Below are 17,400 nucleotides of genomic sequence, written 5' to 3'. Positions count from 1 at the left end.
GTATGCGTTTTGTTGAAATTGTTGTTCTTGATTTTGTAGGGGTGTGTATGGATTTTGTTCATATTGTTGTTCTTGTTCCTCATATTGTTCTTCATACCGTTCTTCCTGCTGCTGAGGGTAAAATGGTTGTTGTGGATAAGGCGGCTGATTATTATAGAACATATTTATTCCTCCTTCATGATGATGCTTACCACCTAGTGTATGGGCGGACAAGAAAATATGTGATGAAAAAATGCGGGCGTGTTACAATAAGTAACTGGGTGAAGATAAAATGACAAAACAAGAAAAGATAGAAAAAACAATTACTTTTGTAAAACATATTTTAGAAAAAGATGCGAGTGGGCATGATTGGTATCATATTGAGCGCGTACATAAACTGGCGATTTCTTTATCAGAGCAAGAAGGAGGAAATCGTTTTATAATTGAAATGGCAGCATTACTTCACGATGTGGCAGATGAGAAGTTAAATGAAAGTGAAGAAGCAGGAATGAAAAAAGTTTCTGATTGGTTAGAAGAGTTACATGTTGAAGAAGAGGAAAGTAAGCATGTTCTTCATATTATCGCCAATATGTCTTATAAAGGTGGTCATGGCGGTAAAGTGGAGTCAATTGAAGGGAAGATTGTTCAAGATGCAGATCGCTTAGACGCTCTTGGTGCAATTGGAATAGCTCGCACATTTGCGTATGGCGGGGCGAAAGGGAGGTTAATGTATGATCCAACTATTCCTCCTCGTGAAGTGATGACGAAAGATGAATATAGAAAAAATAATGACCCATCTTTAAATCATTTTTATGAAAAACTTTTAAAGCTAAAAGGCTTAATGAATACGAATGCAGCAAAACAAGAGGCTGAAGTTCGTCATCGTTATATGGAACAGTTTATTGAACAATTTATGAAAGAGTGGAATGCACAAATATGAAAATGTTAACTGTGGAAAACTTATCAAAATCATATGGAGAAAAACCGTTATTTGATGGATTATCATTTAGTATTGCAGAAGGACAACGTGCCGGAATTATCGGTGTAAACGGTACTGGTAAATCAACTTTATTAAAAATTATTGCAGGGGCAGAAATTCCTGATACAGGTGATATGACTCATTCACGTGGATATACAATTAGTTATTTATCACAGCAACCAGAGTTTGATGAACAATTAACAGTATTAGAGCAAGTCTTCCATGGTGATACACCTTTAATTCGTCTTCTTCGTGATTATGAAAAGGCGCTATTACATATCGAAAAAGATCCAAGTAATGAAAAGGTACAGGAACAATTATTTGCAGTGCAACAACGTATGGATGCGATGAGTGCATGGGAAGCAAATGCGAATGCAAAATCGTTATTAACGAAATTAGGAATTACGGATTTCACAGCAATTGTTGGAAATTTATCTGGTGGACAGAAAAAACGTATTGCGATGGCGCAGTGTTTTATTGAAACACCAGATCTATTAATTTTAGATGAGCCTACGAACCATCTTGACCATGAGACAGTTGAGTGGTTAGAGGAATATTTAGCAAGGTACACAGGTGCGGTATTACTTGTAACCCATGATCGTTATTTCTTAGATCGTGTGACGAATCGTATTTTCGAATTAGATAATGGAAAATTGTATAGTTATGAAGGAAATTACAGTACGTTTTTAGAAGCGAAAGCACTTCGTGAAGAACAAGAACTTGCGCAAGAATCAAAACGTCAAAACTTATATCGCCGTGAACTAGCGTGGATTCGCCGTGGTGCAAAAGCTCGTTCGACAAAGCAAAAGGCACGTATTCAACGTTTTGAAGAGTTAAAAGGTCAAGAAGGGCCAGCTGCAAAACAGTCAGTTGATATTGCGCTTAGCGGTAGTCGCCTTGGGAAAAAAGTACTTGAGTTAAAAGATGTAACGAAAAAATTTGGCGATAAAACAGTATTAAACAACTTCAATCATATCGTGAAACCAGGCGATCGTATCGGAATTATTGGAGCGAATGGAAGCGGGAAATCTTCGCTATTAAATATGCTTGCAGGTAAAATATCTCCTGATAGTGGTGAAATTGAAGTTGGGCAAACAGTAAAAATCGCTTACTATACGCAAGAAAATGAAGAGATGAATTTAAATCAACGTATGATTGAATACATTAAAGAGATCGCGGAAGTCATTCATACGACAGACGGAAAAGTAATTGGTGCGTCTCAAATGTTAGAACGTTTCTTATTCCCACCACATTCACATGGTACACCGCTTGGCAAATTATCTGGCGGTGAAAGAAGACGTTTATACTTATTACGTATATTAATGGGAGAACCGAACGTACTATTACTGGATGAGCCTACGAATGATTTAGATACACAAACATTAACGGTGTTAGAAGATTATTTAGAAGATTTCCCAGGTGTCGTTTTAACTGTATCGCATGACCGTTACTTCTTAGATAAAGTAGTAGATGAATTATTCATCTTTACGGGAGAAGGAGAAGTGCGCGAATTTCTAGGTAGTTATACGGATTACTTAGAAATGGAAAAAACGAGAGAACTTATTGAGAAAGCGGAAGTGCAGAAAGAGAAAAAAGTAGTAGAAGAAGCACCGAAACAACAACGTAAGCGTAAACTTTCATATAACGAGCAGCGCGAATGGGAAACAATTGAAGATACAATTGCGGAACTTGAAGAAAAGCTAGAATCAATTGGAGAAGAGCTTGCGAATGTTGGTTCTGATTTTACGAAAGCGCAAGAATTGTCTGAAGCACAGCAAAAAACAGAAGAAGAGCTAGAAAAAACGATGGAAAGATGGAGTGAACTATCGGACATTGTTGAAGGATTAAAATAAAAACAAGCTGCATATATTGAAAAGTAAAGAGAAAAACTTTACACTATTGGTAGAACCTATTTTAGGAGGGAAAAAATGAGAACATCTAATCCAATGTTGAAAAAAGAGGCATTCCGTAAAGAAGGAGCAAGTGCTTCTGCGATGACTATTGGCGGAACAGTAGGCAAAACGTTTATTATGCTTATCTTGCTACTTGCAACGTCTGTCTATTCATACATACAGATGATAGAGGGTACGATGAAGATGCCAGTATTAATTGGCGCTTTAATCGTTGCGGCAATCATCGCATTTGCGTCTATGTTCTTCCCGCGTATTTCACCTTTTGGTGCACCAATCTATGCGGCGGTAGAAGGGGTTGTATTAGGTAGTATTTCAGCTGTTTATACAATGAAGTTTGGCGATTCTATCGTTTTAAATGCTGTATTACTAACAATCTCAATTCTATTTGCGATGTTAGTGTTATATGCAACACGCGTAGTAAAAGTAACGGATAAATTCCGTACAGGCGTGATGGCAGCAACACTTGGAATTATGGTTATGTATTTAGTCGTATTTCTACTAAACATGTTTGGTGTAACTGTTCCGTACATTCACCAAGGTGGTACGATCGGTATTATTATTAGTGCAGTTGTTATCGTAGTTGCTGCATTAAACTTATTACTAGATTTCGATTTAATCGAAAATGGTGTACGTAGTCAAGCTCCGAAATATATGGAGTGGTATACTGCAATGGGACTAATGCTTACATTAGTATGGTTATACTTAGAAATTCTTCGTTTCGTTTCTTACTTTACGAAAAATGACTAATAAAAAAATCCTGCGTGAAAAATGCAGGATTTTTTTATTTTCAAAGATATATTGATGATGTGGTATAATATGGATGTTGGTAACCTTAAATTGAAGGGGATGGAATATGATGAAAGAGAAGAAAGGGATTATGAAAAAACTATTTTCTAAAAGTTTTTTCATAGAACTAGATGATGCTTTAACGTATCCATCGGGAGAAGTTATTACTTCAGCTATTGAAAGTTATGCAGCTGAATGTAATGAACAACTGAAATTTGAGAGTAAAGTAAAACCGATAACTTTCTACTTAGAAGAAGTATTATATCGTGCGGAAGTAAAGATGGCCCGCGGAGGATATTACATTTCATGCAGTGAAGTATAATTTTTTGAAACCTTACATGTTTAAAGTATGTAAGGTTTCTTTTTTGTTTTTATAAGATATAAAAATATATTTTTTATTATAAAGTATACTATTTTAAGCTTTTTACCCTTCATATATTTTTCTTTACAATGAAGAAAAATATGAGAGGTGGTATAACTTATGATGAATCGAGTTGTATTAATCGGTAGATTGACAAAGGAGCCAGAATTATACTACACAAAGCAAGGCGTCGCGTATGCACGAGTATGTGTTGCGGTGAATAGAGGTTTTCGAAATAGCTTAGGTGAGCAGCAAGTAGATTTTATTAATTGCGTCATATGGAGAAGGTCAGCTGAGAATGTAACTGAATATTGTACGAAAGGTTCACTTGTTGGAATTACTGGACGTATTCATACGAGGAATTACGAGGATAATCAAGGAAAGAGAATATATATAACGGAAGTTGTGATTGAGAGCATTACATTTTTGGAGAGAAGGAGGGAGGGCGCATCGTAAGAAGAGGGCTTAGTAATATAGCCCTCTATCACTTTTGATTGATCCCTTCCCAAACAACATCTAATTGTTGGTTGAGTGTATTTTTCACGTTTATTTCATTAGCATGTAATAGTGAATGGGACATTAATGTATAAAAATAAGTACTCATAATAGTAGAAGTGATAATATGTATATCCCATTGACTGTTTAATTTTCCTGTCTCTTTCGCCTCTGTAATAATTGAAGACAAACCTTCTTGTAGCTGCTGTATACTTTTTACTTCATTTTCTACTAAGTAATTAGACTTTATAATCTCAAAGACGGCATGCTTCATTAAATCACCATGTCCAGTAAAACGGTCTAGTAAGTCTCCTAGAACAAGTTTAATTCTTTCTTTTGGATGTTCTACATTTGCATATGTTTTTAAACTTTCATTCCATAGTTCAATTTGAGAATCACCTAAAAATAATAATATGTTTTCTTTTTTCGGAAAGTAATTGAAGAAAGTTCCTTTTGCAATCCCGCATGCAGTAGTAATATCTTGAACCGTTACATTTTCGTACCCGCGTTCTTGGAAGAGTTGTACTGCTTTTAGGAATATAAGTTCTTTTAATTCTTTTTTTCTCGTTTCTCTCAGCATATAATCTACTCCTAACACAAACAATTATATCTGTTTAATAGATAATCTCAAATAAAATCTTACTTCATGATTAAGTTTAATGTAATTGAAAGAAGGATAGAGAATGCTGTTTCTTATTATTATTATAAATGAAAGTTATATAGTTCATGTGCTTGCCTTTCAGAAATCCATTTTGGAATACGTTTCATTACTTCATTTCTTACTATAGTTAAAGGTTTACTTTCTATTTGCGCCATTTTTCCAACTGTCCACGCAGTGTTTGAGATTTTTTCAATTCTATCTCGTCTTTTTTGTTCGTATTCTATAAATGCTTGACGATAATGGGCATTATTTTTGATGCATTCAGCCAAAATAATCGCATCTTCAATTGCTTGGCAAGCACCTTGGCCTAAATTCGGAGTAAGTGCATGGGCAGCATCCCCAATAAAAACGATGCGTTTTTCAAAAAACTGATTCATTGGCATAATGTCTACAATATCACGATGAATCATATGAACGTCCGATGCATTATGCAAAATAGATGGTATGGGATTGTGGTAAGATTTGAAATGATTATATAAATCTGCTGTTGTGTAAGCTTTGTATTTTGGATCTCTAGCTTTCGCGTTTATGAGCGCATACCAGTATACTTCGTTGTTGGGAAGAGGGACGATACCAAATCTACCGTTCGTTCCCCAAGTTTCAATAAAATCATTTGTTAAAGAAAGATTATTAGTAGGAGTTATGCCACGCCAACACGTATATCCTGCATAACGATAATTATCCCTTTGTGTTACTTGTTTTCGAACGACAGAATGAATACCATCGGCAGCAATCAGTATATTGCCAAATGCTTCACTACCATCTTGAAATACTATTTTTAAGGCGTCTTCCTTATTTCGTTCTATTTTTACACATTCTTTTCCCCATTCGACAGTATCTTCTTGTAGTTCAGAAAGTAGCAATTGATGTAAATCTTTTCTATGAATAGAGTACATTTTTGGATAACAAGATGGGATAATCAATTTATTGAAAACAGTTCCTTTTTCGGATACAAGGTTAAAACCGTCACTTTCGTTGCCGAATTTTTTGATTTTTTCAGAAATCCCGTATGGCTCAAGTGCTTGCATTGCATTCGGAGCAATGATAATACCCGCACCAGCAACAGTAGGCTCAGTGTTTTTATCATATACTTTTACTTCTATTCCTATTTTTTGTAAGGAAATTGCTGCGCAAAGTCCAGCAATACCGCCACCAATAATTATGACATTGTTCATTTGTTATCACTCCACCTTTGAATGACTTTGTTCATAAAATGACTATGGTCATTTTATGAGTTAAGGTTAATCCCTTTTTATGTAATTGTCAATTATACTTTTAACTATAGTTATGGAATGATTAGGTGAAAATAGAATGAATGAAACTTCCCAGCAATGTAGAAAAGTAAATAGTAAAATTAAGCATCCGAGTAGGAGTATAGAGTGATAACATGTTACAATACAGCTAAGAACATGCAATAAAGGAGAGTTTTTTACGTGAAGATTAAAGCAATTGAACCGACGCCAAGTCCAAATACAATGAAAGTTATTTTGAATGAAGTATTACCATCAGGAGCACGTAATAATTATACAAATGAAAATAAAGAACAAGCGCCAATGCAAGTGCAAGAAATTTTGAAAATTGAAGGCATTAAAGGTGTATATCATGTAGCCGACTTTTTAGCAGTGGAGCGAAATGCAAAGTATGACTGGAAAGTTTTATTACAGCAAGTTCGTGCTGTTTTTGGCGAAGAAGTAGTAGAAGAAAGTGAAGAACAACAACTTGCTCATTTTGGAGAAGTGAAAGTATTTGTTCAAATGTTCTTTACTATCCCAATGCAAGTAAAGTTAACAGATGGAACGACGGAAGAACGTGTTGGTTTACCTGACCGTTTTAAAGAATCAATTATGAAAGTTCAAATGTCTGCACCAAACGTTGTAAAAGAACGTAAATGGGTGGAACAAAGTACACGTTACGGTAATTTTGAAGAAATCGGGAAAGAAGTAGTAGAAGAGATTGTTGCTGCTTATCCGGAAGAACGTGTAAATGAAACGGTTAAAGAATTATTAAATCAGGCAGGTGCTGTTGAAGTAACGATTCAAAAGCGTGAGCCATATAAAGTAACAGAAGAGATGATGAAAGATGCTGACTGGAAAAACCGTTTTGCAGCTTTAGAACAAATGGATCCTACTCAAGAAGATATTCCAGTGTTGAAGATGGCGTTAGATGATGAAAAAGTTTCGATTCGCCGTTTAGCAACAGCGTATTTAGGTATGGTAAAAGGTGATGAAGTATTGCCGTTATTATATAAAGCGCTATTAGATCGTTCAGTAAGTGTTCGCCGTACAGCGGGCGATTGCTTATCAGATGTAGGTAATCCGGCGGCGATGTTCGTTATGATTAAATCTCTGAAAGATTCAAGTAAATTAGTACGCTGGCGTGCAGCGATGTTCTTATTTGAACTAGGAGACGAAAGTGCGATTCCAGCATTAAAAGCAGCGCAAGATGATCCAGAGTTTGAAGTAGCGATGCAAGCGCGCTTAGCATTAGAGCGTATTGAAGGCGGCGAAGAAGCAAAAGGTTCTGTATGGAAACAAATGACGGAGTCTCGTAAAGGGGAATAATGTATGATTGTTTTCTATGATAGTTGGTGTCCGATGTGTACGGCGGTTGCAGAACGTACGAAGAAATTAGATAAAAAGGGTAAGGTGAAATTTGTTTCATTTCGAGATGAAGATGTAGTTGAGAAGTATGAACTTTCTCAAGAATTACAAAGTAAGATGGAACAAAGATTGTATATTTTTAAAAATAATAAGTGGTATGACGGCATTCATAGCATACATGTATTAGCAAAGTCCATTCCATCTTATCGGTTTGCGGTGCCTTTTATAAAGCTATCTATCGTACTTGGATTTGGAAGTAACGTATATGATTATATCGCTAACAATAGAAAACTTGTCCCAGTGGGACATTGCCGTGAAGGGGTTTGTGAAATCCCTACAAAAAAATGAAATCATCGTTATCTTTCTTTTGCACCTATTAATAGAGCGTGATATGATGAATTTGGAATGAAAGTTGAAGGAGAGATTACAAGATGTCAAATGCTTATGAAGAATACATGCGCCAAATGGTAATCCCAATGCGTCAAGAATTAGTGCGTTCTGGGTTTGAAGAGTTAACTACAGAAGAAGCTGTAACAGAATTTATGGAAAACACAACAGGTACAACTTTAGTAGTTGTAAACTCTGTTTGTGGTTGTGCAGCTGGTTTAGCACGTCCATCAGCAGGTCAAGCGGTTGTTCGTGCTGAAAAACAACCTGATCATCTTGTAACTGTATTTGCAGGTCAAGATAAAGATGCTACTGCAAAAATGCGTGAATACTTCGGAGAAATTCCTCCATCTTCACCATCTATGGCATTGTTAAAAGGAAAAGAAGTTGTTCACTTCATTCACCGTCATGAGATTGAAGGTGCAACTATGGACGAAATTATTACGAACTTAGAACAAGCTTTCGAAAAGAATTGCTAAAGAAGGGGGAGAGTAAATCTCCCTCTTTTCTTTATATAGAGGTGAAACAATGATAGTAACAACAGCAGGAAGAACGAATAAAGAAATGATAGATTATGCGAAACAGGTAGCCGCAGAATTAAATCGTTCATTCGTTAAACGTAATGATATACCAGTACATAAACTGCATGAGCAGTATGAACAAGATGTACTTGTCGTAGGCAAAAACCGATTAGCCATTTATCCAAAAGGAACAGAGGAGTCGTTTTTCTTTCATCCAAACTCAGCAATGTTTCGTGTGAAGAGATTAATGCGCGGAGAACACGATCCGTTCGTACAAGCTGCTAAATTAGAAAGCGGAATGACAGTGTTAGATTGTACGCTCGGTATGGCATCAGATAGTATTGTGGCTAGCTATATTGTTGGTGAAAGCGGAAAAGTAACCGGACTTGAAGGCAATGAGTATATGGCTTATATTATGGAAAATGGTTTGAAAACATGGTCTTCATCCGTTTCTGAAATTGATGAAGCAATGCAACGAATTGATGTAAAGCAAACTGAGCATTACGCATTTTTAAAACAATGTGAAGATAATAGTTATGATGTCGTATATCTTGATCCGATGTTTGAAGAAACTGTTATAGAATCAGATGGAATAAAAGGATTAAAACACTTCGCTTTGTATCATGATATTACTGATGAAACAATTGCAGAAGCGAAGCGTGTGGCGAGAAAGCGTGTCGTTCTGAAAGACCATTTCCGTAGTTCTAGATTTGAAAAACATAATTTTTACGTATACAAAAGAAAAAGTGCTAAGTTTCACTTTGGTGTAATTGACCCTTGCTAATTGTTTGAAAAGATGTATAATAAGCAATAATTAATTAAATATACTGTCTGTGATGAAGAGAGTAGTCTTTTTTAGAAGGAAAGCGAGCTAGGGATGGTGTGAGCCTAGTGCGGAAGAAAAAGATGAAGCGCACTTCGGAGATGCTTCTTGAACGAATAGTAGAGTAAGCCGAGGCCCCCTGTCCTCGTTATAAACGGGAAAGTGGTTCGTAATGAACAACAAGGGTGGTACCACGGGTTCAAACTCGTCTCTTTTTTAGAGACGAGTTTTTTGTATTTTAAAAATGAAGGAGGTTGTATCATGGATTATAAAAAGCAGTTTGCAGAAAGTTTATCTAATATTTTTACGAATGAATTAACGCAAAAGCAAATTTTAGATTTAATTGAAACACCGAAACAAGATGAATTCGGAGATGCTGCATTTCCATGTTTTTCACTTGCGAAGCAATATAAAAAATCACCAGCTATTATCGCAAAGGAAGTTGCAGAGAAATTAAGTGATCCGTTTTTTGCGAAAGTAGAGGCTGTTGGTCCTTACGTAAATGTCTTTTTTAATCGTGAAACGGTAAGTGATGAAGTATTAAAAACGATTTTAGCGGAGAAAGAAGAGTACGGTCAAAATCATTTTGGATGTGAAAAGACTGTAGTTATCGATTATTCGTCTCCTAATATTGCGAAACCTTTTTCAATGGGGCATTTACGTTCTACAATGATTGGAAATTCACTGAAACATATCGCTGAAAAATGTGGCTATGAAGTTGTAGGGATTAATTATATTGGGGATTGGGGAACACAGTTTGGAAAGTTAATTACCGCTTATAAAAAATGGGGAAATGAAGCAGTAGTGAAAGAGGATCCAATACGTGAACTATTTAAGTTATATGTGCAATTCCATGAAGAGGTAAAAGATGATGAAGAATTAGAAGAAGAAGGACGCGCTTGGTTTAAGAAGTTAGAAGAAGGTGATGAAGAAGCGGTTGAGCTTTGGAATTGGTTCCGTCACGAATCTTTAAAAGAATTTTCTCGTATTTATGAACTTCTCGGTGTTGAATTTACTAATTTTCAAGGGGAAGCTTTTTATAATAATTTGATGGAAGATTTTATTGAGATTTTAGAAGAACATGATTTGCTTGAAGAGTCAGAAGGCGCGTTAGTCGTTAATTTAGAAGAAGAGGGAATGCCGACTTGCTTAATTAGAAAATCCGACGGTGCAACGATTTACGCAACACGTGACTTAACGGCAGCGTTATACCGTCAAAACACATATGCATTTGATAAAGCGCTATATGTAGTTGGCCCAGAACAAAGTTTACACTTCAATCAATTTTTCACTGTATTAAAAAAGCTGGGCTACACTTGGGTTGACGGCATGGAACATGTACCGTTTGGGTTCATTTTAAAAGATGGTAAGAAAATGTCGACACGTAAAGGAAGAATTATTTTACTCGAAGAAGTACTTGAGGAAGCAATAGACCTTGCAAAACAAAATATTGAAGAGAAAAATCCAAACTTAAAACAAAAAGAAGAAGTAGCGAAGCAAGTCGGTGTTGGCGCAGTTATCTTCCACGATTTAAAAAATGAGCGTATGCACAATATCGAATTTTCATTAGAAAATATGCTGAAATTTGAAGGAGAAACAGGACCGTATGTACAGTACACACATGCACGTGCTTGCTCTATTTTAAGAAAAGAAAGTGTAGAATTTGAAACGTGTACGTTTGCATTAAAAGATGATTATAGCTGGAGCGTCGTAAAATTACTCAATAAATTCCCACAAGTAATTGAAATAGCTTTCAACAAAAATGAGCCATCAATCATTTCAAAATATGTCTTAGATGTAGCACAATCGTTCAATAAATATTATGGAAATGTGCGTATATTGGAAGAGAGCGAAGAGAAAGATAACAGACTTGCATTAGTGTATGCTGTGACGGTTGTATTAAAAGAGGGATTACGTTTACTTGGGGTGGATGCTCCTGAGGAGATGTAAAATAAATAGGTATACGTATCATAATAGATATGTATGCCTATTTATTTTTATAGAAAATATGTAAGTAACAGTTATATTTTATAAAGTCTAAACTTTTTTGGAATTGTTTCAGGTGTAGGAATGTCCGCATAAGATGGAGAATTGTAATGTCATATATAAAGGAGGCGTTAAACTTGAAAACGTACGATTGGAACAGTAAACTAACATACTTAAAAAACACAAGAGATTTATATTACAATGACGATTATGTAAACTTTTTAGTAAATACAGTTTGGAAGATTAATAAACCGGTACATATCGTTGATTACGGTTGTGGATATGGTTATTTAGGCCTAATATTAATGCCATTACTTCCAAAAGGATCAAAGTATACCGGCATTGATAGTGGAGAAACTTTATTAGCTGAAGCGAGAGCGTTATTTCGTTTACTTCCATATGAGTCAGAATTTATGGAGGGGGATGCTACAGAAATAGAATTAAACGATAAATACGATATAGCAATCTGTCATGCTTTCTTGTTACATATGAGTTCACCAAAAACGATGCTACAAAAAATGATACACTCAATTAAAAAGGGCGGAAAAATAATCTGTTTTGAACCACATTGGATATCAAATATGTCTTCATACTTTTTAAATGGAGAGAATCAATCGGAAATTATTAGGCTAGGAGCTTTGCAGAAGTTATTTGAAAGTGACATGCAGAGAAGCGGAAAAGATGGAAATATTGGTATGAAAATACCGATGTTTTTAAGTGAACTAGGCGTAAAAAATATTCAATGTAGAGTAAGTGATAAAGTGAACTTTTTAGATTCTAATATGCATCATAATGATAAACAAGGTTTGTATCACTCATTAAATGAAGAGGGGATTGCAGGAAATCCAGGTGATAAACAGCAATTTATAGGACGTTTAATAGACAGAGGATTAACATATGATGATGCGTTAGATCAATATGAAGCTGAACTCAAATTTTTTAGAGCGTTTCATCTACATTCCTCTTTAGTATATGCTCCGAATATGAAAATTACATTTGGTGAAATAGAATGTTAAAGGAGCCATAAGATGAAAAATGTCGCTTAATGTCGGTAAGTCGATATTCGACATATAATCGCTGATATAATTTGAAAATCGCCGATAAAACGAAAGAATCGCTGATATATTTAAATTATCGCCGATATAATTTCATGTACTGATTTCAACTATATAAAAATAAGATCCACATGTTACGTTATTCCATATAATCAAACAAAATACAGAGAAAAACAATCAATTTTACTATATTTTGTTATAAATTCGAATAATATTAATTAATACCATCCATTATAAGAGATTTTAGTTGAATACCTACAATATGATGTGTAAAATCTAAGCAAGTAGCAGTATAAATAAATATTAGAGGTGAATACATGCTAGATTTTAAGCAGTTAGATGCTTGTTTGAAAGACAAGAGATTTATAGAGGGATTACAGGAAATAAATAATGAAATTTCATATATAAAAGAAAAGAATACTTTTTCTTATTTGAAGAGTTGGCTTGCTAATATTCCTTCACATAAGGAGTTTGATATATTAATACGTCTTACTGATGAAGGGCTTATGCACCAATACAGTTCATTCCTCATTCGCTACGCCTATAAAAAATTCCCAAATATGAGAACGCTCTCTTTATATTGTGATGAGTTAATTGATGAGCGGAAAATACTTGAAGTAGAACAGTTGTTAAAAGACTCATTAGAAGAGGTAAATAAAGAAGAGATAGACGTTGATCTTTTAGCGAAAACATATTTTACGTTAGTACGATGTTTGTTGGAAATGAAACGAAATGAAGAAGCTCTTTTTTATATGCAAAAGGCAGAGGAGTACAGTGCACGTGCTGTATTTGATAAATGGGGCTACGTGTATATGCATACAGGTGAATGGGAGAAAGCAGAAGAACAATTTATAGCTGGTATGCAGCATAAAGATTGTGAAGAGTTATCTATCTATTTATTATCACAGTTATATGCGAATAAGGGAGAACAAAAACGTGCATTACAGCTAATTGATGATGCGATTGTAAAGTTCCCGCAAGTACCATATTTTCATTTTGAAAAGGTGAAATATTTATTAGATTTAGGGAAGTATGAAGAAATGTTAGTGGTAATTGATAACATAAATAAGCAGCTTCCTTATCATGCGTATAAAACTTACTTTGTACATTTACGTGCAGAAGCGCTTTACAAAATGAATAGAATTGTAGATTTACAACAGTTATTAAAAGAAGAAAAAAGTTTAAAAGAGTCTTTATATCATAATTTAGAAAAAAATCCAGATGGCCAAAAGGTTCACTTACCGATCGTTCCAATTGTACAAAAGGATAATTATTGTGTACCGACAAGTTTAGAAATGATGTTGCAGTTATGGGGAGAAAAACGTACACAAGATGAGATAGCAGAGTTTATTTTTGATATGACAGGCTCGAAGTTTTCAGACACCGTTTCTTATTTAGAAGAATTAGGTTATGAATATCGTTATTTTAAAGGGAATGTAGAAAATTATAAGAGACTGTTAGATCAGGGGATTCCCGTTTTATTAAGTATAGATATTGAGCATGCTTCACATGTACAAGTACTAGCTGGATATGATGATACATTGCAGGCCTTTTATGTTCAAGATCCGAACTTTATAGAGCCAGTTATTGTGGAATATAGTAAGTTACAAGAAAAATATCGTTATACAGGTTGTTTAGCGATTACATTTGTTCCGAAAGAAAAGAAGGAACAGCTATCATTTTTAAATGAAGAAGAAAATACTTATTTCAAATCAATTTTTTCTTTAACGGATCATTTAGATGAACAAGATAAAGAGGGGATTCATAAGTTAGTACAGTTTTTAAAAGAGACAAGTGATAATCCGAATACGTGGTTATATACGGTTAAGCATTTAGATGTTGAAGTAGATAAAGAATTTATTTTATATTGTATAGAAAATTTAATGGAGAAGTTTCCAAACTCGGACTTTGTTAAATTACATGGTGCGCAGTGCTTTATTCGCCTTGAAGAGTTAGAAAAAGCTGGGCACATGCTTGTAAGTGTTGAGAAGAAAAATAATCGTGCCTTATATCATTTAATAAACGGAAGGTATGCTTTTGAGCAGGAAAGTTATATAGAAGCAATTTCAAGTTTTCGTTCCTCGTTACAATTAGACGCGGATCAGCCGATTGCTTGGAGTTTTCTCGCTTTATCGTATATGTATATCGACCAGTCTGAAAAGGCGTTGCAGTTTTCTCAAGTAGCTTTAGAGCGTAGTCCTGAAAGATTCACTTTAACGAATCACGGGTTAATATTGATAGATTTAGAAAGATATGAAGAAGCGTATGAAATCTTTAACGATCTGTTAAGAGAGTATAAAAATGAAGCACATGTATGGTATGAGCGAGCGAGATGTGCACATCATTTAGGGAAATTATATTTAGCAATAAAAGGGCTTAAAATAGCAATTCATTTGGATAGTAATGCACCTTACATTTATACAAAACTTTCGGAAATATACGAATCTGATTTGAAGGATGAAGAAAGTACGAAAGAAGTTTTATTAAAGGGTATTGAGAATTGTGATGATAAGGCACCTCTATACGTAAAACTTGGGGATTACCATTTCCAAAATGATAGTCTGGAAGAAGCGGAAACATTGTATACTCGTGCTTTAGAAGAAAATCATGATGATGTATATTCTCACTTCGGACTTACGCAAGTTTATATGGCAAGAGAACAATATAAGGAAGCAAAAGAATATATTCTCAGTATCGAAAAACAAATTGAAAAGAGCCAAGATTTCCTTATGAACGCTGGAATGGTTTTATGGGATGCTGAAGTTGAACTTGGTGGAAGTGAAGAAGGATTTAAAGTAGCATTGTCTAAGTTAGAGAGTGGTATAAAGCAGAGCGAATATAATGTAGCAAGTGCGTTAGATGAATATGTGAATCGAATGAAAGGAACGGTATTTGTACAACGAGGAATAGCATTCTTAAGAACGTTACAAAAAGAAAGAAATGACGTAAGTGAATATGGCTGTTATACAGGTATTTTATATGAGTCGATTGGACAGTACGGCCAGGCGATGAAAAGATATAATAAGGCGATAGAACAAAAAGAAACGGCATTACCGTATTACCGAATTGGTGAAACACTTATGGCATTAGGACAATTAACGGAAGCAAAACAAGCGTATGAAAGATGTTTAGAGCTTGATGGGAATTTCATTGGTGTACATTTACAGCTTGCGGAAATATATGAAAAAGAAGAAAATCGTTCTAAAGAACAAAGTCATATGGTTCAGGCGATGAAAGAAGAGCCGTTGCATATTAATATGGAATATTTGGCACAGCTTTCAGTAGAAATGAATCTTCAGGAAGAATTGCTGGCTGAACTAGAACAATTAGCGGACGAAGTACCTGAAATATGGCGATTAGATGCGATTGCATATGTGTATGGAGCAATGAATGAAATAGATAAAGAACAAGTACAGATTGAAGAGGCACTACGATTAGATGGCGAGCATACAGAAGTTTTATATCATTATGCAAAAGTATTAGTGAAAAATAGAAATGCAAAGGCAATTGAAATTGCGATGAAAGTGATACAAAAAGATGTGAATAATGAACGTATATTTGATGTATATGTAAAAGCGATAGAACAACATAAGAAATGGTCTAACATACGAGATTTTCTTCATATATTAAAAGTAAAAAAGGCAGACAGAAGTATGGCGTTTATGTATGCTGCATCTGCGGTTACAGAAAGATGGATTGAACGTCAACAAAATGAACAGCCGAAGAAATCTATAATTACAAGAGCTTTTTATCGCATGAAAAACCGTGCGAAAGAAATTTCTATTATTACTACGATCATTGATTTATATGAAATTTCGTTACAGTTAAATCCGAAAAATAGTATGGCAGCGCAGCGATTTGCGCTATTTTACGAGAATGTGACGATGAATAAAGAGGCAATAGGTGTATTGCAAACATCGTTAGAAAATAAATGGGATTATGATGTAGCGAAGCAACTTGTATATCTTTTCATAGAGTACGAGGAAGAGGATATGATAAGGGATGCTTCGGAATTAACGAAGCAAATGGTTCGAGAGTTACCAGATGATTATGATACTCTTCTTCTGCAAGCACAAGTATTGTTTAAAGCGGGGGAAGAAAGAAGGGCAGAAAAGATTACCTTACAATTAACGGAGCAAACACCATTTGTAAGTAGAGCATTTCTTGCTTTAGGAGAAATATATCAAAGTCAAGAGAGGTTTGAAGAGGCAATTCATGTATTAGAAAATGCCGCTATACATCATCCGAATGAAACAGCAATTCTTCTTTCTTTAGCATCTTCATATCATGGTGCTGGCCAAACGATAAAGGCAGAAAAAATAACAAATGAAGTATTAACAATGGATGCGAGTGATTTGTTAGCAAGATATGATCGTGCTTGTTATTTAGCACAGTTAAACAGGAATGAAGAGGCGAAGGAAGAGCTTGAAATTGTACTTCGTGAGGATGAGTCGGGATTTTTCGCTGAACTTATCGAGGATGATGAAAATTTAGCAGCATTGCGAGAATTTGAAAAGTAATTGTATAACAATCACGAAAAAGGGTATAAATAAAAATATATTTTGAATTAGTTGACAATTTATTATCCAATGGCATAAAATAGCTTTTAACAAAGTATACAAATCTGAAGACGAGAAAGAGTAAAATAGTGTACTGTTCCCCAGAGAGCCGGTATGTTGCTGAAAGCCGGTGTGCAGACCTTATTTGAAAATCATCTCCGAGGAGCCGAGGCTGAAAGTAAGTAAGCCCGGACGGATGTCTACCGTTACAAAGAACACGTATGATAGTACGTTGCTAAGTGCTATTAGCGAAGAGCTAATAGAATTAGGGTGGTAACGCGGTTAAACCCGTCCC

The 17,400-nt window shown here is 35.0% G+C and carries 14 protein-coding genes and 2 other annotated features (1 of these 16 running past the window's edge); of the genes, 12 read left to right on the top strand and 2 right to left on the bottom strand.

What is annotated here, in order from left to right:
* Positions 1-271: 271 nt before the first annotated feature.
* From MR079_RS09065 to MR079_RS09045, 5 genes are all read left to right on the top strand, one after another.
* Positions 272-919, top strand: a complete 648-nt coding sequence (locus MR079_RS09065) for an HD domain-containing protein (protein ID WP_000165941.1) — start codon at positions 272-274, stop codon at positions 917-919.
* Positions 916-2,811 (top strand): ABC-F family ATP-binding cassette domain-containing protein, encoded by a 1,896-nt coding sequence (locus tag MR079_RS09060; protein WP_014893791.1) that lies wholly within the window; start codon positions 916-918, stop codon positions 2,809-2,811. The genes MR079_RS09065 and MR079_RS09060 overlap by 4 nt, the downstream gene beginning before the upstream one ends.
* Positions 2,812-2,886: 75 nt before the next feature.
* Positions 2,887-3,618 (top strand): Bax inhibitor-1/YccA family protein, encoded by a 732-nt coding sequence (locus MR079_RS09055; RefSeq protein WP_001260642.1) that lies wholly within the window; start codon positions 2,887-2,889, stop codon positions 3,616-3,618.
* A 106-nt stretch (positions 3,619-3,724) separates the two neighbouring features.
* On the top strand, positions 3,725-3,979 hold the full coding sequence (locus tag MR079_RS09050) for a DUF4318 domain-containing protein (RefSeq protein WP_000975124.1): 255 nt from the start codon (positions 3,725-3,727) through the stop codon (positions 3,977-3,979).
* A gap of 159 nt (positions 3,980-4,138) precedes the next feature.
* A complete protein-coding gene (locus MR079_RS09045) occupies positions 4,139-4,474 on the top strand; it encodes a single-stranded DNA-binding protein (RefSeq protein WP_242293909.1) in 336 nt (111 codons plus the stop codon).
* Positions 4,475-4,502: 28 nt separating this feature from the next.
* On the opposite strand, the gene MR079_RS09040 is transcribed toward MR079_RS09045, so the two are convergent.
* Both MR079_RS09040 and MR079_RS09035 read right to left on the bottom strand, forming a co-directional pair.
* Entirely contained in the window at positions 4,503-5,093 is a 591-nt protein-coding gene (locus tag MR079_RS09040; RefSeq protein WP_062821420.1) for a TetR/AcrR family transcriptional regulator, read from the bottom strand.
* Between the two features lie 122 nt (positions 5,094-5,215).
* A complete protein-coding gene (locus tag MR079_RS09035; protein ID WP_242293908.1) occupies positions 5,216-6,349 on the bottom strand; it encodes an FAD-dependent monooxygenase in 1,134 nt (377 codons plus the stop codon).
* 258 nt (positions 6,350-6,607) lie between these two features.
* Here MR079_RS09035 and MR079_RS09030 point away from each other — a divergent pair, with 258 nt between their 5' ends.
* From MR079_RS09030 to MR079_RS09000, 7 genes are all read left to right on the top strand, one after another.
* Positions 6,608-7,735, top strand: a complete 1,128-nt coding sequence (locus MR079_RS09030) for a conserved virulence factor C family protein (RefSeq protein ID WP_242293907.1) — start codon at positions 6,608-6,610, stop codon at positions 7,733-7,735.
* A 3-nt stretch (positions 7,736-7,738) separates the two neighbouring features.
* Positions 7,739-8,122: a thiol-disulfide oxidoreductase DCC family protein gene (locus MR079_RS09025; RefSeq protein ID WP_242293906.1), complete on the top strand. Its 384-nt coding sequence runs from the start codon at positions 7,739-7,741 to the stop codon at positions 8,120-8,122.
* An 83-nt stretch (positions 8,123-8,205) separates the two neighbouring features.
* A complete protein-coding gene (locus tag MR079_RS09020; protein ID WP_000063712.1) occupies positions 8,206-8,640 on the top strand; it encodes a BrxA/BrxB family bacilliredoxin in 435 nt (144 codons plus the stop codon).
* 49 nt (positions 8,641-8,689) lie between these two features.
* Positions 8,690-9,466, top strand: coding sequence for a class I SAM-dependent methyltransferase (locus tag MR079_RS09015; RefSeq protein WP_139867399.1), 777 nt, complete (start codon positions 8,690-8,692; stop codon positions 9,464-9,466).
* A gap of 40 nt (positions 9,467-9,506) precedes the next feature.
* Positions 9,507-9,721: a binding site (T-box leader), on the top strand.
* Positions 9,722-9,766: 45 nt separating this feature from the next.
* Positions 9,767-11,455 carry an arginine--tRNA ligase gene (gene argS / locus MR079_RS09010; protein ID WP_242293905.1) on the top strand — a complete coding sequence of 563 codons (1,689 nt, stop codon included), beginning with the start codon at positions 9,767-9,769 and terminating at the stop codon, positions 11,453-11,455.
* A 173-nt stretch (positions 11,456-11,628) separates the two neighbouring features.
* Positions 11,629-12,507, top strand: a complete 879-nt coding sequence (locus MR079_RS09005; protein ID WP_139867394.1) for a class I SAM-dependent methyltransferase — start codon at positions 11,629-11,631, stop codon at positions 12,505-12,507.
* Between the two features lie 356 nt (positions 12,508-12,863).
* Positions 12,864-17,066 (top strand): bacteriocin-processing peptidase family protein, encoded by a 4,203-nt coding sequence (locus MR079_RS09000; protein WP_242293904.1) that lies wholly within the window; start codon positions 12,864-12,866, stop codon positions 17,064-17,066.
* 98 nt (positions 17,067-17,164) lie between these two features.
* Positions 17,165-17,400, top strand: a binding site (T-box leader) (it continues 4 nt past the right edge of the window).

It is taken from the genome of Bacillus cereus group sp. BfR-BA-01381, assembly GCF_022663555.1.
GTDB classification, from domain to species: Bacteria; Bacillota; Bacilli; order Bacillales; family Bacillaceae_G; genus Bacillus_A; species Bacillus_A pacificus.
Note: the sequence above shows the minus strand (reverse complement) of the source record. Positions and strands in the feature narration are given on the sequence as shown.

Coding starts and splice junctions, on each gene's coding strand:
- MR079_RS09000 (WP_242293904.1), top strand. CDS start 12,864: ATGCTAGATTTTAAGCAGTTAGATGCTTGTTTGAAAGACAAGAGATTT.
- MR079_RS09025 (WP_242293906.1), top strand. CDS start 7,739: ATGATTGTTTTCTATGATAGTTGGTGTCCGATGTGTACGGCGGTTGCA.
- MR079_RS09020 (WP_000063712.1), top strand. CDS start 8,206: ATGTCAAATGCTTATGAAGAATACATGCGCCAAATGGTAATCCCAATG.
- MR079_RS09045 (WP_242293909.1), top strand. CDS start 4,139: ATGATGAATCGAGTTGTATTAATCGGTAGATTGACAAAGGAGCCAGAA.
- MR079_RS09035 (WP_242293908.1), bottom strand. CDS start 6,349: ATGAACAATGTCATAATTATTGGTGGCGGTATTGCTGGACTTTGCGCA.
- MR079_RS09015 (WP_139867399.1), top strand. CDS start 8,690: ATGATAGTAACAACAGCAGGAAGAACGAATAAAGAAATGATAGATTAT.
- MR079_RS09040 (WP_062821420.1), bottom strand. CDS start 5,093: ATGCTGAGAGAAACGAGAAAAAAAGAATTAAAAGAACTTATATTCCTA.
- MR079_RS09055 (WP_001260642.1), top strand. CDS start 2,887: ATGAGAACATCTAATCCAATGTTGAAAAAAGAGGCATTCCGTAAAGAA.
- MR079_RS09065 (WP_000165941.1), top strand. CDS start 272: ATGACAAAACAAGAAAAGATAGAAAAAACAATTACTTTTGTAAAACAT.
- MR079_RS09060 (WP_014893791.1), top strand. CDS start 916: ATGAAAATGTTAACTGTGGAAAACTTATCAAAATCATATGGAGAAAAA.
- argS (WP_242293905.1), top strand. CDS start 9,767: ATGGATTATAAAAAGCAGTTTGCAGAAAGTTTATCTAATATTTTTACG.
- MR079_RS09050 (WP_000975124.1), top strand. CDS start 3,725: ATGATGAAAGAGAAGAAAGGGATTATGAAAAAACTATTTTCTAAAAGT.